Below are 24513 nucleotides of genomic sequence, written 5' to 3'. Positions count from 1 at the left end.
ATCCTCTGGCAAGAGGTCTGCGGCCTTCTTTATGTTTTGTTTAAAGGGAGTCATCAGCTCTTGTTTCCTTGTTCATTCATATTTTGAACCAGGGGAGGAGAGGTTACAAAGGTTTCCTTTAAAGACAGAATTTCTTGCATGAAGGAAGACACTACCTCATTGAAAAGGCCTCTCTGCATCAATGATTGGTTGTTTACTCACGCTAAAAGAAGGGAAAAAGCTTACTTGTACCATGCTTACTGTTAAGTTTTGGTGGTTGATTTCAAAGATCTATTCAATTAGGATATAGGAATTGACTACGACTTAAGTAATGATGGAGGTAATATATGAGCAGCTTACATTTCCTTGTTATGCTTTTATTCTTTTCAGCTATAGACGAACAGCAAATAGAACAGAGAATGGAACTGTTGGAAGAGAAAAGTAAAGCCTTGCAAGAGGCTGAAAATATCGTAGAAAAAGAGCTTTTCTTTTTGGAAGATTCTGACGAAGTCGTGTTTGATCTTAATTACCAAACGTGGCTGGAGGCTAGAGAAACGGCTAAACACCTTTATGACGATTCTAATGAAAACTTTAAGATGGAGTGGGGAGTTTTTCTGGCTCATCAAGCTAAGAAAAGAGAAATCGACCCGTTTTTGATATTTGAACTCCTCAGGGTAGAAACTGGAGACACATTTGATCCTTCCCTTGTGGGACCTGAAACAAGGTATGGAAAAGCATATGGTATGGGGCAGTTTATGAAAAATACTGGTCCCTGGATTGCTGAAAAAGCTGACTTGCCCTATGAGGATGATCTGCTTTTTAACCCATTTTACTCTATTCAGTTATCAGTCCTTTATTTAGACTATTTATATGATAAATATGATGACTGGGATCATGCCTTAACAGCTTATCACCGGGGAATGGGCGGCCTGCAGGCGTATATTAAAGATAATGGTGATGCTAAGAGCTGGTATGCTATTGAAATTCAGGAAAACGCCGAGAATCAAGAATCTGCTGTTGCCTACCAATAACATACCCCGTTCCCATAAATTTGGGACGGGGTACGTTATTCCTCATCTTCCTCTATAAAACGAGAAGCCCATTCAAAAAATAACAACTGGCTTTGAACGGTTGGTTCCCTGCTTTCTTTTTCTACATAATGATATTCACCATTAGAATTCTGCTCCCTGGCTTTCACATTATCTTGTAACGTAACTGAAAGAATTTCTTTTAAGCGGAAAATGAGAGCTGGGGATAAAACAGGAAAAAGAATTTCAATTCTTCTCTCCATGTTCCGTGTCATCCAGTCAGCAGAGGAGAGAAATATCTTTTCCTCGCCACCTTGATGAAAATAAAAAATCCTGCTATGTTCCAGAAAACGGTCAACAATACTTCTCACACGAATGTTTTCGCTGACTCCTTTAATTTGAGGCCGTAAGGAACAAATCCCTCTGACAATTAGGTCTATGGAAACGCCTGCTTGGGAGGTTCATAGAGCTTGATAATGATAGGTTTATCGGTCAGTGAATTCATTTTGGCAATGATTCGGCCATTTCCATGTTCCTTGTGATACTCGATTTCTTTTTCAATTAAAGATAAAAACGTTTCTCTAATTTCAAAAGGTGCGGTTGATATCCTGTGCCACTCTGGCTTTTCAGAATAACCGCTTAAGTGATTAAAAAAGTTTGTGGCATCAATTCCGAACTTTTCATCTGAAGTTAAAATCCCCATGTCTGTGTAAAGCTTTGCCGTGGCATCATTGTAGTTTCCTGTACCGAGATGGACATAGCGCCTGATTTTGTTTTTTTCTTTCCTGACGATTAATGTGATCTTACTGTGTGTCTTTAACCCGGTAATACCATATAAAACATGAACCCCGGCCTTTTCAAGTCGTTTTGCCCATTGAATGTTATTTTCTTCATCAAATCGAGCTTTCAGCTCTACTAGTACGGTTACCTGCTTGCCATTTTCAGCAGCCCGTTCAAGGGCTGCAATAATTTGAGAATCACCGCTGACTCGGTATAATGTTTGTTTAATAGCAAGAACTGCAGGATCGTCGGCTGCCTTTGAAATAAAATCAATTATTGGCTGAAAAGATTCATAGGGATGGTGGAGAAAGATATCCTTTTTGATACAGCATCAAAAATATCGTCTTCTCCCAATAAATCTTCAGGCGGCTGAGGTATAAAAGCCTGGTTAACCAAGTGTTCGAAGTCAGGTGCCAGCTCTTTTGTAAAATTAAATAAAAAGCTTAAGTCAAGAGGCCCTTTAACCATGTAAACGTCCCGGTCATGGATTTCCAGGCTGAAGTTAAAAAAGAGAGAACCTCATCTTTTATGACCCCTTCTTGTACTTCAAGACGCACTGCCGCTCCCCATTTTCGCTTTTTCAATTCTTTTTCTATTTCACGGAGGAGGTCTCTGGCCCCTTCTTCTAAAATTGTCAAGTCTGCGTTACGTGTGATCCTGAAAGGACAGACCGTTTTTATTTGATAACCTGAAAATAATTTGTCTATAAAGTGTGTAATAACCTTTTCCAGTAATATAAACTGCCTGTTTCTGTTACGCGAAGGGATTTGGATAAACCTGGAAAGGACAGAGGGAACCTGCACAATAGCGAGGGATTCCTTTTGGTTTTTCCCTTTAGGCTCTAATAACACCGCCAGATTAATACTTTTATTAAGAAGCATTGGAAATGGGCGGTAAGCATCTACGGCCATTGGTGTGAGAACAGGGAAAATATAATTATCAAAATGATTTTCTAAAAACTGAATCTGAGTTTCAGTTAATTCTTCAGTGGATAAGAACTCTATGCCTTCATGAAATAGAAGGGGAAGCATGGTTTCATTGTAGAGATTGTCCTGAAGTTTAACTAACGAATGGTTTTTATCAGCGATACGTTTCAGCTGTTCTTTAGGGGTATAGGCAGCTTTATTTTCAGGTTTGTTAAATCCTGCCTTTACCTGATCCTTTAAACCAGCCACACGAACCATAAAAAACTCATCAAGATTAGAGCTGAATATAGCTAAAAATTTTAAGCGTTCCAGCAAAGGGTTTCTTTCGTCGATTGCCTCTTCGAGAACTCGTTCGTTAAAGGCAAGCCAGCTTAATTCACGGTTATTATAATAGGAAGGGTCATTTAAGTCAGTGTGCCTCTCTATATTATTTTCTCGCATGCAGACTCCACCTTTCTAGGGCAGCGAAACAATTGACTATAGTGTCCTCTTTTATACTTTATGATAAGAGCTTTCTTCTCTATGAAAGTATAATGAGATTTTTTTCCCCAATGTTTTTTCAAGATGCTTTTTGTATTTCTCGCTTTTTATTTCTTCAAAATACGGGCTGGCTCCTGGTGTACAATACAGATGAATCGCTATATTTTTTCCATCGCGCCTTGTGTCAAGATGAGTAATAACGTTTCGTCTTGTCCTATTGAGTGAATAAGCCAGTTTTAAGATGCTTCCTAATAGTTCGTACCGTTGTAATAATCGCTGAGATACATACCGTTTATACGGCGTTGCAAATTGCTGAAGATATGATTGCGATTTAAAAGAAGAAATAAACGCAATGGCCAGCCTTTCTTGATGGGAAATACCATCAATTGATCTGTTGGTCAGTAAGTAAAATGTATGCTGCACACTTGCTTCGTCATCAATGTACTCACCCATATAAAGCACTTTCGCGCTTGTTTTCAGTAAATAAACGTTGGTTTCCTGTTTCAAGTAATAAGGAAGGTGATTTTCCAGTTGACTGTATAGTTGCTCAGCCAGACGGGACACCTCTGAGATATGGTCATGCTGAATTTCATATTCCCTGCCTAGTTGATAAAAGCTTTCCTCGGTTACATTAGGGAAAAGTTTGTTTTCTTCATCACGGAGTATCTCTTCAAATAATAAGCCGTCACGTAGTCCTTTATTGCTCATGATAAAAAAAGGAGACTTGCTGTATTCCATAAGCCCCTGAATGACCCGGACTGCCGGAACAATGATATCAGCCCGGTCTTTCGATAATCCTTCAATATCTGCTCTTTTACTGAAAGGGGTCTGTTCTAAAAGACGTAGAGTACTTTCCACTTGTTTAGGAGCCATAGAATATTGATGAAGGCCGGCAAGGGGATATTTTTCTTTTCTTTGATGAATCAGCGCCATGTTTCTGGCACTTCCTCCTATGCCTATGACAGGTACTTTTTTATTTTTCAGCCAAGGTATCTTAGCAAATTCATTTTTTAAAAAACGATAAAACTGTCGGGGGTTGGCCTGTCTGTTTCCATCTTCCCCGTAAAATTGTTTTTTAACGTCAGAGCCCCAAAAGGGAAGCTGTGTGAGTAAATAAGTCTGCGGTGATGAAAATAGGTGACTTCAGTGCTTCCACCACCTATATCTACAGTAATCCCCTCACGCAGAGAGGTGGAATTGACAACAGCCAAATATCCGTAGTAAGCTTCTTCTTTTCCCGATAATACTCTTACATAAAGAGAAGTTTCCTTATGAATAAAATCAAGGATATCTTGCTGATTGACCGCATTTCGAATGGCAGCTGTAGCAGCAACTTTTACTTTGGTTACATGGTGGTGCTGAATGATTTCTTCAAACTGTATAAGCGCTGATTTCAGTACCTCAAACCCTTCAGGGGTTAAACGGCCATCCAGGTCAATATGGGAGCTGAGGCGTGCCACTTGTTTTAAGTTATGTAACTGGCGGTATCTTTTTTGGTCGTCTATTTTGTGAATCACTAATCTAATTGAATTGGAACCGATGTCCAGTACGCCGACCTTCTCTTTTTTCATGTTTACCACTTCCTTCTTGGATTGATATCCTGTTTATTGTTTAGTATGACTGTAACTCTTGAGAAGAAATCAAAAAAAGTAGCTCAAAAAAGTGGATGTTTGGCAAGAAGAGGAAACTGAGCTGCAAAGTCAGTTGTTTACAGGAAAAACTCAATCAGTTATACTCATTTAAGTAAATAAATCGTAATGGTTCTTAAAGTTTGATTTGAGCACTGATCTTTTACATGAAACATATACGAAAAATATATATTTGTATAGCGAAAAAGCTGCAAATTAGGAGGATCTCTATAATGGAGGCAAAAGAACAATCCAATGTAATTGATATAAGTAATCTTTCCTTTCATTATGGCTCACGAAACGTATTGGAGGATATTTCTTTAACCATTTCTCGTGGTACATTTTTAGGATTAGTAGGACCAAACGGTTCTGGAAAATCCACCTTGGTTAAATGCCTCTTAGGTTTACTAACCCCTCATCATGGTGAGGTTTCATTATTTGGAAAACCTCTTGAAAAATTTAAAGACTGGGACCGGGTAGGCTTTGTGTCCCAGAAAGCTAACAGCTTTAATGCGGGATTTCCAGCTACGGTTTTTGAAGTCGTATCCATGGGTTTGTTTGGAAAGATTGGTTTATTTCGTTTTTTAAACAAAGCTCATAAGCAAAAAGTTAAAGAAGTAATTGAGAGTGTGGGAATGGGAGAGTACCTCCATCAGAACATTGGGGAACTTTCAGGGGGGCAGCAGCAGCGGGTGTTTATAGCGAGAGCTTTAGTCAGTGACCCGGACCTTCTTATCCTTGATGAACCAACCGTAGGAGTAGACGCCCAAAGTGTTCAGAGCTTTTATAATATGCTGAGCTATTTAAATAAAGAAAAGAATATTACCCTTGTACTCATTACTCATGATATAGGGGCGATGACAAGCTATGTGACAGATGTTGCCTGCTTAAACAAGTATTTGCATTTTCATGGTACTTCTCAGGATTTTGAAAAAGAGCAAAACCTATCGGCTTTTTACGGGCATGAGGTTGACCTGATTACGCACAACCACGGGCATGGGGGACATTAATTCATGCTTGATGTTTTTTTTCGTTATGAGTTTTTGCAAAATGCACTAATTACAGGTATTATGATCGGTTTTCTGGCGCCGGTTTTAGGCGTTTTCCTTGTAGTCAGGAGAATGTCTTTGATTGCTGATGCCTTATCACATATTACCTTAACCGGAATAGCTTTTCATTTATTACTTGCCAATCACTTTGTATATTTTTCTCTTCTTTCCCCCTTTATATGGGAATGGCATTTTCAGTGGCCGGTTCTTTGCTGATTGAAAAACTCAGGGGCTTTTATACTTATTACAAAGAATTAGCCATCCCTATCATCCTTTCAGGAGGGATAGGACTAGGAGTTGTATTCATTTCATTAGCAGACGGTTTTAACAACGATCTATTTAATTATTTATTTGGCAGTGTTATTGCTGTAAGCAGAGGGGATCTATGGACAATTACAGTTATAACCGCTGTAGTTACTGCTGTTTTAATTTTATTTTATAAAGAACTGTTTTTTCTTTCCTTTGATGAAGAACAGGCCACGGTAGCCGGACTGCCAAAGCGTTTCATTTATTTTATTTTTATAGTTCTAGTTGCATTGGTTATTGCAGCATCCATGCAGATTGTAGGAATATTGCTGGTTTCTTCTCTTATGTCACTCCCGGTCGCTGCTGCGATGCAGGTTGCAAAAGGGTTTAAGCAGATGTTTTTTTATTCAGTCCTTTTCGGAGAAACTTCTGTAATAACGGGACTGGTGTCAGCTTACCATCTGGATTTAGCGCCTGGAGGGACGATTGTCATGATCGCTGTTATTCTTCTCCTTCTGGCTATGGGAGCAAGAAGGCTGGCCGGATGGCAATTTACAGGAGTAACGAAGGTGAAGAACACAATGTAGAGGGTGTTCGTTGTTTTCGAATTCTTTCTCTTGTACAATAATGAAGGAACTAAATGAGAGTAGGAATTGAATATGGATTTTTTATTTGGGGATCTAACCTTTATTCAAAGAGGCGTTCTGGCTGCTTTGATTGTAGGTTTTATTTGTCCGCTTCTCGGGTCTTTTTTACTGGTGCGGCGAGTAACGATCATTTCTGAATCGTTGTCTCATGTAACGCTGACAGGTATTTCAGCGGGGGTGTTAATGGGGCAGACGATGCAATTTATGGATGTTAATCCTTTATACAGCGGACTGCTGTTTGCGCTCATAGGATCTCTTCTTATTGAAAAATTAAGGCAGGAATACAGACACTTTCAGGAGCTGGCCATTCCTATTATATTATCAGCGGGAATAGGACTAAGCGCGATTTTAATCAGTATTGCTCAAACTGGCTACACAGAATGGTTTAATTATTTATTTGGCAGTATCGTCTCTGTTACACAGGAAGATTTATTATTTATTATAGTAACTGCATTCGTCGTGCTCCTGATTATGATCTTCTTTTTTAAGGAATTTATCTCTATATCCTTCGATCAGGAATATGCAAAAGTATCAGGGATTTCTCTTAAAGGAATGAACTTTTTATTTTCACTGCTCGTTGCCTTAGTGATTTCAATGTCGATGAAGGTTGTTGGAATCCTCCTGGTAGGAGCATTAATTGCACTGCCTGTTGCTGCAGCTATCAGGGTAGCAAAAAGCTTCAAACAAGTCATGTTTCTAGGAGTGCTGTTCGGTGAAGCAGCCATTTTGTCAGGCGTATATATTTCTTATCATATGGATATCGCTACAGGGGGCACGATTGTAATGTCAGCGATGTTTATTTTAGCCATTGTTGCATGCCTGCAAATGATTTTCTCGAGGAGTTAACCGGAGGGAGTTTGTATGAATTTAGAAAAGGCCTTGGATCGACTTAAAGAACAAGGGTATAAGTATACAGGGAAAAGGGAGATGATTGTCTCCTTGTTTGCCGAGGAAAAGCGTTACCTGTCAGCGAAGGATGTTCTTACTCACATGCAAAAGGAATACCCTGGAGTCAGCTTTGATACCGTATATCGTAATCTTTCCTTATTCGCAGACTTGGAAATTTTGGAAACGACTGAGCTTGAAGGAGAGAAGAAGTTTCGGTTCAGCTGTTCCACTCCCCATCACCATCATCATCTCATATGCATGGAATGCGGAAAGACAAAACACATTCACGCTTGTCCTATGGAACATTTAGGCACACCATTCGATGAGGAATTTAGCGTGACCGGGCATAAATTTGAGGTATATGGTTATTGTGCAGATTGTAAAAATAACAGTAAAGCAAACGTATAAGCAAAAAGAGGCAGCCTGCAAAACAGAGCAGAGACTGCCTCTTTTTTATCGGTTTTTTGTCCAATTGTCCACCCATAGTTTTGCTTCTTGCCAATTTTGCACTCGTTGTACATTGGCTGGCACAGGTTTGCGATTATAAGGTGTATCCAGGAGGACGACAGGCATCTGGCATTCCTCGGCAATATTGCACGCATTATCATGTTTATCTTCAAAAAAGAGATGTACTTGATGTTTTTTGATTGATTCAATTTTGTCGTGCTGACCGATTAATTCAATGTGGTGGTATGGAAGGTTGTGAGTATTAAACCATTCCAGGGTAGCTTCATGAAGATGGTGACCGCGAGCACTGATGTAAATCATTTTATGGTTCTTATTCCAATCAAGAAGAGCTTGTTCAACCTTATGAGCCAATACAGCATTTGAATAAATACTTTTCTCATGGATTTTCATCCATTTCCAAAATTCCTGCTGACTGACATTCAGCAAGCTTGTTAAATCATATTCTGTGATATCCTCAAGAGTAATATCAACCTGGAAATGTTTGTTGAGGTAAGGTACAAAAGTGGCGGGGTCTGTGACAGTACCGTCAATATCTAAACCAAATGTTAACTTTTTTTCAGTCATTTGTTGAAATTCACTCCTATATAATTTCTAATTTTTCTCTGATATGCTCATCCTTTACAGCTTTAAGGAAGCTTCCCTCCGCACATACTAAGACTGCTCTCTACAGAGTAAGGAAGGAGGGATAACAGTGGATGAAATGAATCAGAAAAACGAAAATAACAAAGGTCAATTAGGGCCAAGTGATAACACAATGGCTGAAGGATACGAGGGTCCAAGAGAAGACCTCTTTGACGAAGAACAGCTCTTTGATGAAGAACAGCGCATTGATGAAGAGCCGGACTTTGATGAAGAACAGCTCATTGATGAAGAGCAGGACTTTGAAGAGGAGGATTATACCCAGGAAACCGCTGCAGAAGTGGGAACGTGGGGCGTAGGCAATAGAGCAAATTTAGCTGAGCCTGAAAGAGAAGAAGAAGAGCAGGTAACAACCCGTGATAGTGACGTGACTGATGATACTGTAGGACGGGGTGTAGGTATTGCAGCTCTACTTGCTTCCATTCTTTCCCTGTTCTTTTTACCCATTTTACTTGGAGGTGCAGGTATCGTTGTCGGATTTATTGCTGCACGCCAAGGGGCAACAGGATTAGGATACTGGGCGGTAGCTGTCGGTGCCTTCTCTATTCTTATGACTGTCTTTTTCGGACCTTTTTTCTAGCTAAATAAGCAGTGCCCTCACGCGTGAGGGCACTTTTGTTATTATTTAAGATGAAGACGATGCAGCTTCTTTTTTCTCTTTTTCTTTTTTATAATGTTCTTCTGCTATTTTGTCTACTTCCTTTTTCAGTTCCTCAACCATTGTTGCTTCAGGGACCTTGCGGACAATTTCTCCGTGTCTGAATAAAAGTCCTTCTCCTCTTGCCCCGGCAATCCCGATATCAGCTTCCCGTGCCTCACCTGGTCCGTTTACTGCACAGCCGAGCACAGCCACTTTAATGGGAGCTTTAATCGTTGAGATATAGTCCTCAACCTCATTTGCTATGCTGATAAGATCGATTTCAATTCTTCCACAAGTTGGACAAGAAATAAGAGTGGCGGCATTGGCAGCCAAACCAAAGGATTTCAACAGCTCACGGCCAACTTTTATCTCCTCTACAGGGTCAGCACTCAGGGAGATTCGAAGAGTATTGCCGATCCCCTTGCTCAGGATCGCTCCCAGACCAGCAGCACTTTTAATTGTGCCGGCAAATTTAGTGCCTGATTCTGTAATTCCTAAATGCAGAGGGTAAGAAAAAGCTTGAGCAGCTTTTTCATAGGCTTCAATGGCTAAATTAACATCTGAAGCCTTCATTGACACAATAATGTCATGGAAGTCTAAATCTTCCAGGATTTTAATGTGGTGAAGGGCACTTTCCACCATACCGTCAGCTGTAGGATATCCGTATTTTTCCAGAATCCGTTTTTCAAGAGAACCGGCATTCACACCTATACGAATAGGGATGTTCTTTTCTTTGGCAGCTTTAACTACTGCTTCGACTTTCTCTTTTCTTCCAATGTTTCCAGGGTTAATACGAATTTTGTCGGCGCCGCCTTCAATGGCTTTCAAAGCCATTTTATAGTCAAAATGGATATCAACAACCAATGGAATGTTGATTTGCTTTTTTATTTCTGGAATGGCTTCTGCATCACGCATTTCCGGGCAGGCAACTCGGACAATTTGACAGCCTGCTTCTTCGAGTCGGTGAATTTCTTTAACGGTTGCTTCCACGTCATGTGTTTTCGTTGTTGTCATGCTTTGGACGATAACTTCGTTGTTTCCTCCAATGACTAGGTTCCCAACCTTTACAGGACGGGTGTTCGTACGGTGGACAATCTGGGTCATGAATGAATACGCCCCTTTATATTTTCAAAGATATATTCTGTGTCAGTATTCTTATTTATACTGCCATAAAATTTCAAACGAATACAACGTTATTGTATCAGCGCCATGATTTGTTTGGCAAGAAAAATAAAGAGGCGCTTTTTATCAGGTCAGGGGCTGTAGGTTGGAAACCAGTATGTTTGGTCAATTTGGATTTCTTCAGGCAAGATGTCATTGTTTAACCTTGAAAAGTCATGGGAGACCTGCTGAATACTCGCAGGCACGGGCCCTTCATGAAGCTGTTCCACTATGGAAAGCACAGTTTGTCCAGGTTCTACAGTAACTTCCACAGCCGATTCATTGAAAGAACTATCTGGCAGGGGGCGCGGAGATTCTTGTTCATTTTGTTCTTCCTCATTCTTTTCTTCTTCAGTTTCTGTTGCTTCAGCTTGAGGAGGGGCGGGTTCCTCAACGACTGTCGGAAGAGTCCCGACAGTAAGGTCGTAATAAACGGCTATAATAGCAATAACAATAAGCAGAAAACCGAATAATTTTCTCATGAAACCACCTCCAATACACTTTCTTAAAGCCATTGAGGAGACCTGTGAGCAGGGATATAATAAGGAAATTCTTCCAATAACTAAAAAGTCCTTTATAAAATATGGAAATAAAAGCAAAAGTCAAAAGAGGGTGAAAAAGTATGAAATTCTCTTCCCTTTTATAGCGCCATGTGGTAAGTATTTTTATAGGGATGATATATATAAATCATCTTCCTAATGAAAAGGAGAGAAAAAATGAAAACACAAGTATTAAGCTGGATGGCACTGCTGCTTCTAGTCATTGGAATGATTACCATGCCTGGCACCGCCAAGGGGGATGCTGTGCCCGGGGAAGAGATTATTACGTTAGGAGAAGACTTGGGCCCTGATGATAGAACCAGACTGCTTGAAGAAATGAGTGCAGATGAAAATGATACAATTATATATGTAAGTAATGAGGAAGAACATAGATATTTAGGAGATTACATCAGCGCAAGTCAAATCGGTACAAGAGCATTGTCTTCCACAAAAATTACCCTTACAGAGGAAGGCAGCGGTCTGAACGTTGAAACGAATAACATCAATTGGGTTTCAGAAGGCATGTATGCAAATGCTTTAGTTACCGCCGGGGTTAAGGATGCGGATATCTATGTAACAGCACCATTTCAAGTGTCGGGAACTGCTGCGTTAACAGGCCTTATCAAAGCCTATGAAGTACAGGCGGATGTGGTTATACCTGAAGAACAAAAGAAAGTGGCTAACGAGGAAATGGTTCGGACTGCAGAACTTGGGGAAAGAATTGGCACAGAAGAAGCCACTGAATTGATCACCAGGATTAAAGAAGAGATCGGCAGACAGTCGGTCGAATCTGAAGAGGACCTTCGGGCTTTAATTATTAATATCTCAAATGAGTTGAATATTACCTTAAACGAAGAAGAGGTTAATGGCCTGGTTTCCCTTTTTGACCGGATGCAAGATTTAAATATTGACTGGAACCAGGTGCAGGATCAAATTTCAAAAGTACGTAACAATTTAGATGATTTTCTAAATCGAGAGGATACTCAATCCTTTATCGCAAGTTTTCTTGATTTTATTAACCAGCTAATTGACTCAGCAAGAGGATGGTTGTCCTCTGAATCATAAGTAATAAATAGGTAAGAGAGGCAGGGAAATCTTCAAGAGAAGAGATCCTGCCTCTCTTTTGAATTTTCAGGGGGGAGAGGCAGACAGCCGAAACCAAAAGGAGTGCCAGCCGTATATAATATAAAGAAGAAAAATACTATCAATGGTGTCTCTGCGATGGTTCATGGTATGCTTTTAGTAAGAGTGAGAAGCAATAATAAGTGGAGAGAAAGGAGTGCTTCTATGGACTGGTTAGATAATGCCAGTGTTGGTTTTTTAGTTGTTTTTTAGGTACGTTGTTTCTGGTTGGGGAACTGTTAGTGAAAATGAGAGGCTTATTCGCTGTTATTGGAATAGTTCTTATGAGTCTTTTCTTTGCTTATCACATAGATGCGGCATCTGGCTTGTGGATCGTACTTTTATACGGAGCGGGCCTTGGTTTAATCATTTTTGACGGAAAAGTGACTGGCGATGGCACCATTGCACTGTTAGGTGCTTTGATGATGATTATGGGTATAGCTGTTCCAGCTCCCGGATTTTTGTATGGATCTTTGGCGGCCATGGGCTTTATCCTTGGTGCATTAGCCTCAACTTTCTTTTTGAGGGTTTTCTCAAGAAGAGAGCTATGGTCGAAAATTACTTTGAAAGACAAAATGACAGGAGACCTTGGATATAATTCCATAAATGAAACATATAAGGATCTTGTAGGGCAAAAAGGCAAAACCATGACTGATTTCCGGCCTATTGGAACAATAGATATTGATGGCAGTCAATACAGTGCTACCAGCGGCGGCCAATGGATTAAAGCAGGGGAAGAAATAGAGGTAATTGAAGTGGATGGTACGCGAATTCTCGTAAAGAAACTAGAAGAACAGAAAGAAAGTTAAAAAAGGGCGGCTGTTAAGAATTTCTTTCTCAACAGCCGCCCTTTTGGGGTATTTTTTACATAAGGGTTTGTGCCTGCCAGTATAGTCTGAGAGCGGCCCTCTTTTTTCAGGCCCAGTGTCAGGTTTCCCAGAGAATTATGAAGCGGCTGGCTTTTTCGGTTTCGGAAGGCGCCTGTAGGCTGCAAAAAGCATAATAAATGCTATGGCCCAGTAAACAGTGAAGGAAAATGGAAGAGCAATACCTGCTGCATCAATAATGGCGAGAACCAAAGTAGGAAGTGTTACAGCGTATGCACTCATGATCCAAATGTTACGGTAAGGCAGGCGAATAGCCACTTTTCTCCTCAGTAATAAGCCGAAAAGTGAAAGAGAAAATATACCAATAAATTTCATTGCAGTGACAAATAAATAAAGGCCAAGGAGAAACACTGGAATCAGGATAGGCAGCAATCCGCTGACAGTATCCATTAATGAGATAATTTCATCTTTGGTTAAGTGGAGGTTGGCAGCCTGGCCGTAAGAAAAGGACTCTATTGTTCCATCTTCAATAACGACTACTTCCTCTCTTAACAAAGCTATGGCTGGTTCTGTATCTATATCCTCTCTTGAAACAGTGCCAGTTGCATCAAAGATAATTGTATCTCCGTTATCTTCTATGTATAATGGCTCTTCCTGGTCCGCATGGAGAATGCCGTTGCGAAGCTCGAAATCAGGAAGGTCTTCATGCAAAGCCGAGTCAACCTGAGAGGTTAACGTGAGCATGCTCGAGGTAAACGTAATTCCTGCAGGTATGCTTGTGATAAACATAAGAAAAAAGATATAGGAAATAGCTTTTCCAATGCCTGAAAAGCGAAAGGCTGCAATATATTTAGGTGAATATAGGCTGCGTATAAATTGCTGAATCACATTCATAGAAAGGCCTCCATGTAAAAGTCATCTTTATTATTGTATTTCATCAATTCTCTGGGAACAAGTAAAAGGAACCTGCTTACAAAATTAAGAAAAATATATAAAACACAGCGAAAACAGGTGGTTACGGACCATTATCATATTTGAAAGCAAAAAAAGCTGAATAATGCCTTTACAAACTTTGCTATTCACTCAATAATAGACAAGGATGAAAAAAGAATTGTCGAATGACGTTGCTTTTAATTTTTCTTGAAGGGATGAGAATTAGTGGATGTCCAAACGATATTGTTTACATTCTTTGGTGGTCTCGGCATCTTTTTGTTTGGGATTAAATTTATGGGAGATGGCCTTCAAAAAGTAGCAGGTGACCGACTAAGGGAAATTTTGGATAAATTTACGACCAATCCCGTTATGGGTGTAATTGCTGGTCTTTTTGTGACAATCCTACTTCAAACGAGTACCGGAACCACGGTATTAACCATTGGACTGGTTAATGCTGGTTTTATGACTCTCCAACAAGCAATTGGTGTCATCATGGGTGCAAATATAGGGACAACAGTCACAGCTTTTATTATAGGGATTGATATTGCAGCATACGCCTTGCCTATCATCTTTTTAGGAACCTTTTTAATATTCTTTTTCAAAAATAAAAAGGTAAATAACTATGGACAAGTTTTATTTGGGTTTGGAGCCCTCTTTTATGGTCTTACATTAATGGGAGACGGCGTGAGGCCCCTTAGAGATTTCCAGGCATTTGAAGATTTAACAATCAGCATGAGTGAAAACCCTATCCTGGGAGTTATTATTGGTGTTATTTTCACTGTGGCCGTGCAAAGTTCCACGGCTGCTATTGGACTGCTTCAGCAGCTTTATGATCAAGGCGCGATGGAATTGACTGCAGTTCTGCCTGTTTTGTTCGGGGATAATATCGGGACTACTATTACAGCTGTTCTGGCGTCAATTGGGGCATCCCTTGCCGCCAAAAGAGCTGCACTGACCCACGTCATATTTAATCTGTTGGGCACAACAATCGTGCTGATTCTGCTGGTGCCTTATACAGGTTTGATTGCTTACCTTCAGCAGGCACTAAATTTAAATCCGCCAATGACGATAGCATTTGCCCATGGGATCTTTAATGTGTCTAACACATTGATTCAACTTCCATTTGTAGCCGTTCTTGCTTTTATTGTGGTGAAGCTCATACCAGGTAAAGAATATGAAATTGAGTACAAAGCCAAGCACTTAGATCCGGCGTTTATTCAAAGTTCACCGGCTATTGCATTATCCCAGGCGAAGGCTGAGACACTTCGTATGGGTGAATTTGCTGAAAAAGGGCTCGAGGAAGTCAGGCAGTATGTAAAGACCAATCAAAAGAAGCATGCAGAATTGACCACTCAGTTTGAAGAGGCTATCAATAATTTAGATCGAAAGATTACTGATTATCTCATCCGCATATCAGAGCGCTCTCTGTCTGATGACAATTCAAGCTTCATTCAGTTCTTATGGATACCATACGGGATATAGAGCGCGTGGGCGATCATATGGAGAATGTAATGGAGCTTGTTGATTATCAGTTAACTAATAAAGTATCGCTTTCTGAAGAAGCGATGAATGATTTAGAGGAAATGTTTGACTTGACGATCCACACATTACAAAATTCTCTTTCTGCCCTTGAGCATGAAAACATAGATATAGCAAAAGAATGTGTACTTCAAGAAGAAGAAATTGATAAAATGGAAAGAAAACTTAGGAAAAAACATATCCTAAGAGTAAATGAAGGACGCTGTTCAGGGTCTGCAGGGATCATTTTCGTAGATTTGGTCAGTAATCTTGAACGGATTGGCGATCATGCCGTGAACATTGCTGAAACTGTTATTTCAGAAAATGAATAATAATGTCAGGAGAGGGAGGTTTCCCTCTCTTTTTCTTTGTGAATAAGGGTAGTAAACAACACTTACTAAAGGCTCCTGTAGTGTTCTATGATATTTTCCTTGTTGTCTTATTTACTCAGGTAGACAAATTTTTTCTGAAGTGTTCCATTATGATTTTAATGCCCTCTTACTACGTCTGAAGTCATGCAGGCCGGGCAGAGAATAGGTTATTACGAATTTGAAAAGGGAAAATGGCGGAAACCACAGCATGCCGTTTCCAGTCAGCATGACGTGCCTTAAGGTTTGAAAGACACTATTCATTCAAGATAAAAGGAGGAGACTTATGGAAGGGACTTTACTGGTGCTTGCTGCTATATTTTATTTGCTCGCCTTTGCAGGATTGGTGTATCCAGTAATTCCAGCAGGCGTTGTTTTTGCAGTTTCATTGCTTTTAATAGGATGGGCAGAAGGTTTTGGCTCGTTAGGGATTTTCTTTTGGGTTATTCAAGGGTTTGTTGCGTTTCTGTTATTCGCCATTGATTCATTAATCAGCATTTTTGGAGTAAAGAGGAGTGGAGGATCTAACGCCGCCTTATGGGGAAGTGCGATCGGTCTTATTGTTGGGCCTTTTATTATCCCTGTAGTAGGAGTCCTGGTTGGCGCTCTGGCCGGGGCTGTAATCGGAGAATTAATAACAGGAGGAAAAACGTGGCGTCAAATGGGGAAAGTGGGCTTAAGCTCTGTTGTCGGTTTTGTACTAGGAGTGATTGTAAAAGGAATGATCCTTGTTATGAACCTTGGTTATTTACTATGGGTGCTTCTCTTTTGATTTAATGATTCAGTGCTGGCTTTCTCCCCCTTGTTAGAAGGGGGAAAGTATGCTATATTACTTTTTGCCCAAGAAAAATTTATACCCCGAAAAAACATTTAAAATATTGTTGACGAATGTTAGGTATTCATGGTATTATTTTCATTGTCGCTGAAAGTGATAGAAAAGGTACTTACCACTTTTAAAACAAATATTCCACAGTAGCTCAGTGGTAGAGCTATCGGCTGTTAACCGATCGGTCGCAGGTTCGAATCCTGCCTGTGGAGCCATATGGCGGTGTAGCTCAGCTGGCTAGAGCGTACGGTTCATACCCGTGAGGTCGGGGGTTCGATCCCCTCCGCCGCTACCAATATCATTATTATGGCGGTTGTGGCGAAGTGGTTAACGCACCGGATTGTGGTTCCGGCACACATGGGTTCGATTCCCATCAATCGCCCCATGTATTGATAAAGGACCTTAGCTCAGTTGGTCAGAGCAGACGGCTCATAACCGTCCGGTCGTAGGTTCGAGTCCTACAGGGTCCACCATTAAACAAATACCCTTTACAACAGACAAACTTAACCAGTTTGTTTTTTTGTTTTGGAAAAAGAAAAAAATTATAAAACCATACACTTTGTGTTTAACACGGTGGTGGAGAGGGAATGTTACATAAGCTGGACTTCTTAAGAGTCAAGCTAATTTGTTGAAAAAAAAGTAGTGTTTTGGTAACGTTGTATTTGGAAAACTTATGAAACAATCCGATTTCATGAGTCAACCCTTATGCTGGTTTTGGCATCAAGACACAAGAGACTATAATTGTTATCATTCGAAGGAGGAGATTGAACATGGCAAAACATGAACTTCCAGAACTTCCGTATGAACCTAATGCACTAGAACCACACATTGATGAGGAAACGATGAAAATTCATCATGGGAAACATCATAATACTTACGTAACGAAACTTAATGCTGCACTTGAAGGCCAGGACGAACTTGCAAACAAAAGCGTTGAGGAGTTAATCAGTGACTTGGACTCTGTTCCATCTGACATCCGCAATGCAGTAAGAAACAATGGCGGCGGCCACGCTAACCACTCTCTTTTTTGGAACCTTTTAAGCCCTAATGGCGGCGGCGAACCAACAGGAGCACTAGCTGACGCTATCAGCAGCAAGTTTGGAAGCTTCGACAACTTTAAAGAAGAATTCAAAAATGCGGGTATTGGCCGCTTTGGCTCTGGTTGGGCTTGGCTCGTACTTGATAATGGAGAATTAGCGGTTGAAGATACACTAAATCAAGATTCTCCAATCATGGAAGGAAAAACTCCTCTCCTGGGAATTGACGTTTGGGAGCATGCTTACTACCTTAAGTATCAAAACCGTCGTCCTGACTACATCGAAGCATTCTGGAATGTAGTAAACTGGGAAGAAGTAGGAAAGCGTTACGAAGAAGCAAAATAATTTAATGGAAGCCTGCCGATTTATCGGCAGGCTTTTTATATGTACGTTCTGTAAGGCTTCAAGGGCTACAAAAGGATATTAATGAATAACCGGATTCTTTAGTGAAACACTACCGGTAAGGTGGTGTAGTGGGCCATGAAGACTTCGGTAAAAAAGAAATTGCTGGGCAATGTGCGTGTTTCCAAGGATCTAACGCTGCTGCTGACTATCGGCGGGTTATATGCCTTGCGATTGCCCTTTCTAATACTTTTGTTAATGTCTATTTGTGGAAACAGTCTGGTGAATTTAGAGATATTGCATTATATCAATTTGCTTGTGCCTTATTCAGCCGTTCGCGTTTTATCTTGCCGGATGGTGGACCAAGCGAGTGGATAGAATTGTCGTATTACGTTTTGGGATTGCTATCCTTTCTTTATTTTACTTTGCCGTTCTTTATATCGGGGAGCAGGCAAGCAGTTACCTTCTGTTATTAGGAGGACTCCTTGGGGTCGGGTTTGGATTTTATTGGATGGCATTTAATGTATTGACCTTCGAAATTACCGAGCCGGACACTAGAGACTTTTTCAACGGTTTTTTCGGCCTATTATCCTCTTTTGCAGGTATGGTGGGACCTTTCAGTGCAGGAGCTCTCATTACGTTGCTGCCTGAATTAACCGGATATCATGTCATCTTTGCTGTTTCACTACTGCTTTTTCTGGCAGCAGTTTTTTTAAGTCTGAGGCTCAGCCGGAGAATAGCCAAAGGAGCAATCAGGGTTAAGCAGGTCTGGAAAAGAAGAAAAGAAGATACAAGCTGGAATGGCATACTCTGGGCTCATTATTTTCAGGGGCTGAGAGAAGGAATCTTTGTATTTGTCATTGTTCTGTGGGTCTACACTGCTTCAGGCAGTGAGATGGCTCTTGGGACATATGGCTTATTACCTCCTCTATATCATTTTTTTGCTATTATTTTGTCAGCCGGTTAATAAAAAAGGAATACCGTAAAAAAGGTATCTTTATAGGCGGGTTATTCTTATATGCAGCAATTTTTCTCATTATCCCTGAGCCCAGTTTTACCAGGCTTATTATATACGGGATTATCATTTCTGCAGCTTACCCGCTGTTGTTAGTCCCATATGTATCTTTAACCTATGACGTCATTGGCAGGGCATGGAATGCCGCCAAAATGAGAGTGGAGTATCTTTTAGTTCGTGAATTTTTTGTAAATGGAGGCAGAATTACTTCTATAGCTGTATTTTTAATAGCTGTGTCCTTATGGGAAGCACAACAAGTTATTCCATGGCTGCTGGCTGTCTTTGGGGCTGGTCATTTTGCTATGTATTTTGTCATTAAGGGAGTGCCTCTTACTAATTCTTCACCCTCTGATACATCCCCCCAAAACCCTGTGCTGAAACAAGACAATGAAGGGGAAAATCCTGTGTAATTTCCATTCTTTCTTCACCTATGTTTTAAGGTATGTGATACAATAAATACGCTGCAAGATAATGGGCGCCCGGAAAACAGGTGTCTCTTTCTATTGCAGTAAGAATGAGAAGGATGGAGAGGGAAATAAAGAGGCATGCCTAAACTGAAGCAAAAGAAAAACCACGTGCCGTATCGTCTAAATGTATTGTTTTTCGGTGTATTTATTTTATTTTCAGCTTTAATTCTTCGTTTGGGCTTTGTCCAAATTGTTGAAGGAGAAAACTATATTAGAGACCTTGAAGGTACAAACAGTGCAAGTGCACGCATAGATGCCCCAAGAGGCTTATGTATGACCGACATGGAAATGTAGCTGTAAATAACGAGTTAGTTTTGTCTCTTACCTATACAAACAGGCCGGGGGTTTCAAATGAAGAACGAATTGAAGTAGCAGAGCGCCTGAGTGAATTTATTGAAGTAGATACAGACAAGGTAACAGATCGTGATCTTAGAGACTTCTGGCTCATTACAAATGACGAAGAAGCACAGGAGCTGATTACTCCAGAAGAGCTTTCGGCTTTAGAAGACAATGAACTCTATCAGCTTCAGCTGGAACGAATCCCTGATGAGGAGCTGGAATCTTTTTCACAGGCTGATATGAAAGTAGCTGCTATTTGGCGTGAAATGACGGGTGGATACCACCATTCGCCTCACCGGGTTAAACAAGGAATTGAAGTGGAGGAAGCACACCAAATCAGTGAACGCTTGGATGAACTTCCTGGTGTTGACTTGTACCGTGATGCACAGCGTAATTATGTATATGGCGACACATTCCCAAGATTTTTGGCAGTACTGGCTCAATTCCAAGAGAAGGCATAGATTCATACTTAGCCAGGGGATATGACCGTTCTGATGAAGTAGGAACCAGCTTTCTTGAAAGTCAGTATGAAGAGGTACTCAGAGGACAAAAAGGTGTCTTGGAAGCAGGCTCTGGCAACCTTGCTAACGCAACAGTGGAAAACCCAGGGAAACGGGGGAATGACCTAGTCTTAACACTGGATATGGAACTGCAGCAAGAAGTAGAAAATATTATAAAAGAAGAAGTGGAGAGCTCACAGGGAACTTTTATTAATGATCCTGAGGCTTATGTAGTGATGATGGAACCACAGACAGGAGATATTTTATCCATTGCTGGATACGGCGACCATTTAGGAGCGGTTTCCCGTTCATTTGAAGCCGGGTCAACTGTTAAAGCAGCAACAGTGGCGGTTGGACTAGAAACCGAAGTGATACAGCCCGGAAGTATTATCCATGACAGGCCGATCAGTCTTCCTCAGACCCCTACAATGAGATCTGTAAGGAATATGGGAAGTATAAACGAATTAACGGCTCTGGAACGATCATCAAACATTTACATGGCTGAAATTGCAATGAGAATGGCAGGCTATGATTATGGTCGTGAATGCTGCTGGGAAGATGTAGAGGGAACTTATCAAACCTTTAGAAATTACTTTAATCAATTTGGTCTTGGTATAGAGACAGGCATTGATCTTCCTTCAGAATCAACCGGTATTGTAGGAAGCGGGAATATGCCAGGTAATCTTCTCTATTTAAGTTTTGGACAGTTTGATACCTATACGCCGCTGCAGCTGGCTCAATATATCTCGACGATTGCAAATGATGGGTACCGTATGCAGCCCAGACTGGTCAAAGAAATACGCCAGCCAAGCGAGGACAATGATTCACTAGGCCCTATTTCCAGCCAGTTAGAGCCAAAAGTTCTAAACCGAGTGGACATACAGCCTGAATATATGGACAGAGTACAGGAAGGCTTATGGAGAGTGATGAACGGCTCACAGGGAACGGCAAGATCCCACTTCAGCTCTGCTAATTATGTAGCGGCTGGAAAGACAGGTACGGCCCAAATTAGTGTCAGGAGCGACCGGACAGGAAATGTAGTTCAAGGAAACAATCAGGCATTAGTAGGATATGCCCCTTATGAAAACCCGGAGGTAGCCTTTGCTGTTATTGTTCCATATGTACAAAGGGATACTTCTGGGGGACGCACCGGGCTGGCCAATACGATCGCCCGTAAATCCCTGGATGCATATTTTGAATTAAAGGAAGAACGTCCTCATCAGCTACCTGAAGAGACTAATGAGGAAACCCTGGAAGATCCTGAAGACCTTGAAGAATTTGAAGAGCTTGAAGAGCTAGTAGAAACTGCTACTGAGAACTAGAGAGGAGCAAGAACAGGGGCGATGAAGAACGTTCCCCTTAAAAAGACGGAGTTTTATCTCAATCGTTTCCTCTTTCCTTTCAGTTACGATAAAAAGGTCGCAAACCTCACCATGGGGTTTGCGACCTTTTTAATTACCGTATTCGCTTATTTGTTTGGAGGCACAATCAGGTAATCACCTCTATAATTTCATCTGCACTCATGGAACTGTTTAGTTCATAACTTCCTGTTTTAATGGAATGAGTAACCTCTTTATCGGCCATTTTGGCTTGGAATGAGTCGGCATCTTGAATTATATGCAGAGCTTCAAGAGTTTGAGCTACTTCCTTACTGTTCATGCCTTTTTCTATTTGTAAGATTGTTATGTAAATCTGCTCTTCTTCAAGAGAGTCAGAAGAAGATTCATTCTGCGCTATCAGATTTTCTTCGTATTCGGTTTTTTCCCAAACAAGGTAGCCGTTGGATTCCAGACTTTCTACCATTTCCAAAGTGCTTGGCTGGTAGGCAGAACCTTCAGCCTGGTCACCTTGAGAGGAGGGGATGATGTCTGTGTAAAAATATAGTACAGCCAGGAAAGCCGAAACGGTAAACCAGCCAGCAGCAAAATTTCTCATACCAGGCTTCGTCACTTATGTCACCTCGTTACCTTCACAATAATCTTTGAACTTCTTCTTCGGTAAGTCTCATCTTTTGAGCAATATCCTGAACGTCAAGTCCCTCATTTACAAATTGGCTGGCTTCCTCTTTAAGCTTCGCAGTCCCAGTGCTTCCTTTTGAGAACACAGGATTTGCGCTGCTGCTTAAAAGCTCTTCCTCGAGTACCTTAACTTTCTTTTTCAATTTATAAAGTTCTGTTAAATGAGTTATGGACAGGTCCTCAATTTGTTTTTCTGTTTCTTTGATTGTATCTTTTCCACAGAAAGACAGGATGAACAACCCAAGTCCTATGGACAGTAAAATAATAATCATCCATTCCATGCAAGCTTCATCTCCCAATAAATATAAAGTGATAACGCTAATATTATACACGCAAAATAGCGGGAAAAGGAAAAACTTCGCAAGAAGTTTTCATTATATCAACTTGATTGTCACCCATCAATTTGCTATTATTGAAAAGTATGATTAATGATTGTTGGTAGGGAGGGAAAAACATGCGCGTACAAGTGACTTTAGCTGCACAGAATCAGGAGACCGCAACTATATTACTTCAAAAAACAAGCGTACAAACCCTGAGCGTATTGAATTGAAAAAATACAGCCCACGTTTGAAGAAACATACTCTTCACCGTGAAACAAAGTAAGCAGCAGGAAATTTATTCCTCTGCTTCTTTTTTCTTTGTCCTCTTTTAGCTAGGATGGGACTGGGGCAGTAGTAACCTTGTAATCATACTCATTAAAAGAGGGTAAGGAATTTTAAGAATGTGGTTGAATTGGAGGTAGAGGCAGGGGATAACGATGACAAAAACAGACATTCGCAAAGCAGTCCGGAAGTATTTTGCCCAGCTGGCTGCTGAAGAGTATACCAAAAAGTGTTCAAGAGTACATAACCAGTTATATCGCACCGAGCAATGGAGACAGGCACGGATGATCGCACTTACGTTGTCAACCAAAAATGAAATCGACACACGAGCCGTTATAAAAAAGGCATGGAGTGAAGGGAAGCAAGTTGCTGTACCCAAGGTTAACCCCTTGACTCATTCCATGACATTTTACAAACTGACAAGTTTCAATCAGCTGAAAGAACAGTATGCCGGGATTCAGGAACCTGATGCTTCCCAGGCAGCTCCTGTCTTGCCTGAAGACATCCAACTTATGATCGTGCCGGGTTTGGCTTTCGATTGGGGACGATATAGAATCGGATTCGGAGGCGGCTACTATGACAGATTTTTAGCAGCTCATCTAGTACCAACATGTGCACTTGCCCTTGACTTTCAACTATTTGAGAAATTACCCAGGGAAGAACACGATAAGCCGGTAGATATAGTGTTAACGGAGGAGAAAGTATTTAGATGATTTTTGTAATGATTGCAGGAGTCCTTCTCTTCAGTATCCTTGCCTATCGATTAAAAGCATTAACCAGAGGGGGAGCGGCTGCGGCTTTATGCATTGGCATCCTGATAGCGTTAGGGTTTGAATTGGCTGGCTTGTTCATACTTGGCCTTTTCTTTGTTACCTCAACCATGTGGAGTAAATGGAAGAGAAATGGTGAGGATGAAATCAATGAAAAAGGGGGCCAGCGGGATGCGGGACAAGTGCTGGCCAATGGGGGCACAGCCGCCTTTTTTGCCTTACTGTATTTATTTGTGCCAAGTACACTGTGGGTGTATGGCTTTGCCGGCGCCTGGCTGCCGCTGCCTCTGACACGTGGGCTTCTGAAATTGGGGGAAAAGCAAAAGGAAAACCAATTCATATCAAGACACGTAAGAAGGTTCCTAAAGGCACATCCGGGGCCGTGTCCCCTCAAGGCACGCTGGCTTCTCTTCTAGGTTCTGCTATGATTGGAATAACCACTGCTTTTTTGTTTCCAGGTGAAGGTCCGTACTGGATGATGGTCGTTATTATTGCCACGGCAGGTTTTTTGGTAATATAATAGACACGTTAGCTGGAGCATTGATTCAAGTTGAATATAAATGTGCAGCTTGCGGGCTGCGGACGGAAAGAACTCATCATTGTAATGGCCGGACAGTCCAGGTAAAGGGGTGGCGGTCCATGAACAATGAAACAGTTAATTTTTTATGTACCATATTTGGAGCTGTCAGCAGTGCAGCCTTATTTTATTTATTTACAGGATAGGAAGGTGA

General features: G+C 41.0%; 21 protein-coding genes, 4 tRNA genes and 7 pseudogenes. 23 read left to right on the top strand and 9 right to left on the bottom strand.

The window, feature by feature from the left end; translation table 11 throughout:
* Nucleotides 1-326 precede the first annotated feature (326 nt).
* Nucleotides 327-1010, top strand: a complete 684-nt coding sequence (locus tag JCM19033_RS04750) for a lytic transglycosylase domain-containing protein (RefSeq protein WP_054635463.1) — start codon at nucleotides 327-329, stop codon at nucleotides 1008-1010.
* 35 nt (nucleotides 1011-1045) lie between these two features.
* Here JCM19033_RS04750 and JCM19033_RS04745 read toward each other — a convergent pair.
* The 3 genes and pseudogenes from JCM19033_RS04745 to JCM19033_RS04735 all read right to left on the bottom strand — a co-directional run bounded on the left by JCM19033_RS04745 (nucleotide 1046) and on the right by JCM19033_RS04735 (nucleotide 4764).
* Nucleotides 1046-3154: pseudogene (locus JCM19033_RS04745) on the bottom strand (RNA degradosome polyphosphate kinase).
* 51 nt (nucleotides 3155-3205) lie between these two features.
* Complete coding sequence (locus tag JCM19033_RS04740) at nucleotides 3206-4177, bottom strand: hypothetical protein (protein WP_269757986.1); 972 nt, start codon at nucleotides 4175-4177, stop codon at nucleotides 3206-3208.
* Nucleotides 4178-4203: 26 nt separating this feature from the next.
* A complete protein-coding gene (locus JCM19033_RS04735; protein ID WP_054635461.1) occupies nucleotides 4204-4764 on the bottom strand; it encodes a hypothetical protein in 561 nt (186 codons plus the stop codon).
* A gap of 290 nt (nucleotides 4765-5054) precedes the next feature.
* Between JCM19033_RS04735 and JCM19033_RS04730 the strand changes: the two genes are divergently transcribed.
* The 4 genes and pseudogenes from JCM19033_RS04730 to JCM19033_RS04715 all read left to right on the top strand — a co-directional run bounded on the left by JCM19033_RS04730 (nucleotide 5055) and on the right by JCM19033_RS04715 (nucleotide 8059).
* Nucleotides 5055-5831, top strand: a complete 777-nt coding sequence (locus JCM19033_RS04730; RefSeq protein ID WP_054635460.1) for a metal ABC transporter ATP-binding protein — start codon at nucleotides 5055-5057, stop codon at nucleotides 5829-5831.
* A gap of 3 nt (nucleotides 5832-5834) precedes the next feature.
* Nucleotides 5835-6703 (top strand): annotated as a pseudogene (locus JCM19033_RS04725) (metal ABC transporter permease).
* A gap of 72 nt (nucleotides 6704-6775) precedes the next feature.
* Nucleotides 6776-7609: a metal ABC transporter permease gene (locus tag JCM19033_RS04720; RefSeq protein WP_054635459.1), complete on the top strand. Its 834-nt coding sequence runs from the start codon at nucleotides 6776-6778 to the stop codon at nucleotides 7607-7609.
* Nucleotides 7610-7624: 15 nt separating this feature from the next.
* A complete protein-coding gene (locus JCM19033_RS04715) occupies nucleotides 7625-8059 on the top strand; it encodes a Fur family transcriptional regulator (RefSeq protein WP_054635458.1) in 435 nt (144 codons plus the stop codon).
* A 45-nt stretch (nucleotides 8060-8104) separates the two neighbouring features.
* On the opposite strand, the gene JCM19033_RS04710 is transcribed toward JCM19033_RS04715, so the two are convergent.
* The gene (locus tag JCM19033_RS04710) at nucleotides 8105-8683 is read right to left on the bottom strand and encodes a hypothetical protein (RefSeq protein WP_054635457.1); all 579 of its coding nucleotides are present in this window, start codon (nucleotides 8681-8683) and stop codon (nucleotides 8105-8107) included.
* 136 nt (nucleotides 8684-8819) lie between these two features.
* On the opposite strand from JCM19033_RS04710, the gene JCM19033_RS04705 reads away from it, so the two are divergent.
* Nucleotides 8820-9338: a DUF4190 domain-containing protein gene (locus tag JCM19033_RS04705; protein ID WP_269757985.1), complete on the top strand. Its 519-nt coding sequence runs from the start codon at nucleotides 8820-8822 to the stop codon at nucleotides 9336-9338.
* A 45-nt stretch (nucleotides 9339-9383) separates the two neighbouring features.
* On the opposite strand, the gene ispG is transcribed toward JCM19033_RS04705, so the two are convergent.
* Both ispG and JCM19033_RS04695 read right to left on the bottom strand, forming a co-directional pair.
* Nucleotides 9384-10493 carry a flavodoxin-dependent (E)-4-hydroxy-3-methylbut-2-enyl-diphosphate synthase gene (gene ispG / locus JCM19033_RS04700; protein ID WP_198153420.1) on the bottom strand — a complete coding sequence of 370 codons (1110 nt, stop codon included), beginning with the start codon at nucleotides 10491-10493 and terminating at the stop codon, nucleotides 9384-9386.
* Between the two features lie 158 nt (nucleotides 10494-10651).
* On the bottom strand, nucleotides 10652-11041 hold the full coding sequence (locus tag JCM19033_RS04695) for a hypothetical protein (protein ID WP_054635454.1): 390 nt from the start codon (nucleotides 11039-11041) through the stop codon (nucleotides 10652-10654).
* Between the two features lie 234 nt (nucleotides 11042-11275).
* Between JCM19033_RS04695 and JCM19033_RS04685 the strand changes: the two genes are divergently transcribed.
* From JCM19033_RS04685 to JCM19033_RS04680, 3 genes are all read left to right on the top strand, one after another.
* Nucleotides 11276-12163 (top strand): DUF1002 domain-containing protein, encoded by an 888-nt coding sequence (locus JCM19033_RS04685; protein WP_054635452.1) that lies wholly within the window; start codon nucleotides 11276-11278, stop codon nucleotides 12161-12163.
* Between the two features lie 102 nt (nucleotides 12164-12265).
* Nucleotides 12266-12433 (top strand): hypothetical protein, encoded by a 168-nt coding sequence (locus JCM19033_RS27110; protein WP_306301224.1) that lies wholly within the window; start codon nucleotides 12266-12268, stop codon nucleotides 12431-12433.
* Nucleotides 12434-12468: 35 nt separating this feature from the next.
* Entirely contained in the window at nucleotides 12469-13029 is a 561-nt protein-coding gene (locus tag JCM19033_RS04680; RefSeq protein WP_306301252.1) for an NfeD family protein, read from the top strand.
* Between the two features lie 135 nt (nucleotides 13030-13164).
* Here the strand turns inward: JCM19033_RS04680 and JCM19033_RS04675 are convergent, their stop codons facing one another.
* A complete protein-coding gene (locus tag JCM19033_RS04675; RefSeq protein WP_054635451.1) occupies nucleotides 13165-13941 on the bottom strand; it encodes a DUF1189 domain-containing protein in 777 nt (258 codons plus the stop codon).
* Between the two features lie 264 nt (nucleotides 13942-14205).
* Here JCM19033_RS04675 and JCM19033_RS04670 point away from each other — a divergent pair.
* The 11 genes and pseudogenes from JCM19033_RS04670 to JCM19033_RS25035 all read left to right on the top strand — a co-directional run bounded on the left by JCM19033_RS04670 (nucleotide 14206) and on the right by JCM19033_RS25035 (nucleotide 21714).
* Nucleotides 14206-15830 (top strand): annotated as a pseudogene (locus JCM19033_RS04670) (Na/Pi cotransporter family protein).
* Between the two features lie 322 nt (nucleotides 15831-16152).
* Nucleotides 16153-16638: a DUF456 domain-containing protein gene (locus JCM19033_RS04665; protein ID WP_054635450.1), complete on the top strand. Its 486-nt coding sequence runs from the start codon at nucleotides 16153-16155 to the stop codon at nucleotides 16636-16638.
* A 194-nt stretch (nucleotides 16639-16832) separates the two neighbouring features.
* A tRNA-Asn gene (locus JCM19033_RS04660) sits at nucleotides 16833-16907 on the top strand.
* Nucleotides 16908-16910: 3 nt separating this feature from the next.
* Nucleotides 16911-16987: transfer RNA gene (locus JCM19033_RS04655), tRNA-Met, on the top strand.
* Nucleotides 16988-17001: 14 nt separating this feature from the next.
* A tRNA-His gene (locus tag JCM19033_RS04650) sits at nucleotides 17002-17077 on the top strand.
* Nucleotides 17078-17089: 12 nt separating this feature from the next.
* Nucleotides 17090-17165, top strand: a tRNA-Ile gene (locus tag JCM19033_RS04645).
* A gap of 297 nt (nucleotides 17166-17462) precedes the next feature.
* Entirely contained in the window at nucleotides 17463-18074 is a 612-nt protein-coding gene (locus JCM19033_RS04640) for a superoxide dismutase (RefSeq protein WP_054635449.1), read from the top strand.
* A 135-nt stretch (nucleotides 18075-18209) separates the two neighbouring features.
* A pseudogene (locus JCM19033_RS27935) lies at nucleotides 18210-19496 on the top strand (MFS transporter).
* A gap of 135 nt (nucleotides 19497-19631) precedes the next feature.
* Nucleotides 19632-19847 carry a hypothetical protein gene (locus JCM19033_RS25045; protein WP_269757967.1) on the top strand — a complete coding sequence of 72 codons (216 nt, stop codon included), beginning with the start codon at nucleotides 19632-19634 and terminating at the stop codon, nucleotides 19845-19847.
* Nucleotides 19823-20391: pseudogene (locus JCM19033_RS25040) on the top strand (penicillin-binding protein 2); the annotation flags it as partial. The gene JCM19033_RS25045 and the pseudogene JCM19033_RS25040, both read left to right, overlap by 25 nt.
* 60 nt (nucleotides 20392-20451) lie before the next feature.
* On the top strand, nucleotides 20452-21714 hold the full coding sequence (locus tag JCM19033_RS25035; RefSeq protein WP_269757965.1) for a penicillin-binding protein 2: 1263 nt from the start codon (nucleotides 20452-20454) through the stop codon (nucleotides 21712-21714).
* 166 nt (nucleotides 21715-21880) lie between these two features.
* Here the strand turns inward: JCM19033_RS25035 and JCM19033_RS04625 are convergent, their stop codons facing one another.
* Nucleotides 21881-22342 (bottom strand): endolytic transglycosylase MltG, encoded by a 462-nt coding sequence (locus JCM19033_RS04625; protein ID WP_054635448.1) that lies wholly within the window; start codon nucleotides 22340-22342, stop codon nucleotides 21881-21883.
* Nucleotides 22343-22361: 19 nt separating this feature from the next.
* Nucleotides 22362-22691 carry a hypothetical protein gene (locus JCM19033_RS04620; protein WP_054635447.1) on the bottom strand — a complete coding sequence of 110 codons (330 nt, stop codon included), beginning with the start codon at nucleotides 22689-22691 and terminating at the stop codon, nucleotides 22362-22364.
* Nucleotides 22692-22864: 173 nt separating this feature from the next.
* On the opposite strand from JCM19033_RS04620, the pseudogene rpmG reads away from it, so the two are divergent.
* From rpmG to JCM19033_RS27930, 3 genes and pseudogenes are all read left to right on the top strand, one after another.
* Nucleotides 22865-23013 (top strand): annotated as a pseudogene (gene rpmG / locus JCM19033_RS21930) (50S ribosomal protein L33).
* Between the two features lie 154 nt (nucleotides 23014-23167).
* Complete coding sequence (locus JCM19033_RS04615; protein ID WP_054635446.1) at nucleotides 23168-23725, top strand: 5-formyltetrahydrofolate cyclo-ligase; 558 nt, start codon at nucleotides 23168-23170, stop codon at nucleotides 23723-23725.
* Nucleotides 23722-24505 (top strand): annotated as a pseudogene (locus tag JCM19033_RS27930) (DUF92 domain-containing protein). Before JCM19033_RS04615 ends, JCM19033_RS27930 begins: the two are co-directional and overlap by 4 nt.
* Nucleotides 24506-24513 lie beyond the last annotated feature (8 nt).

The sequence above is a fragment of the Thalassobacillus sp. C254 genome, from assembly GCF_001310615.1.
This window is presented reverse-complemented; position numbering and strand designations above follow the sequence as displayed.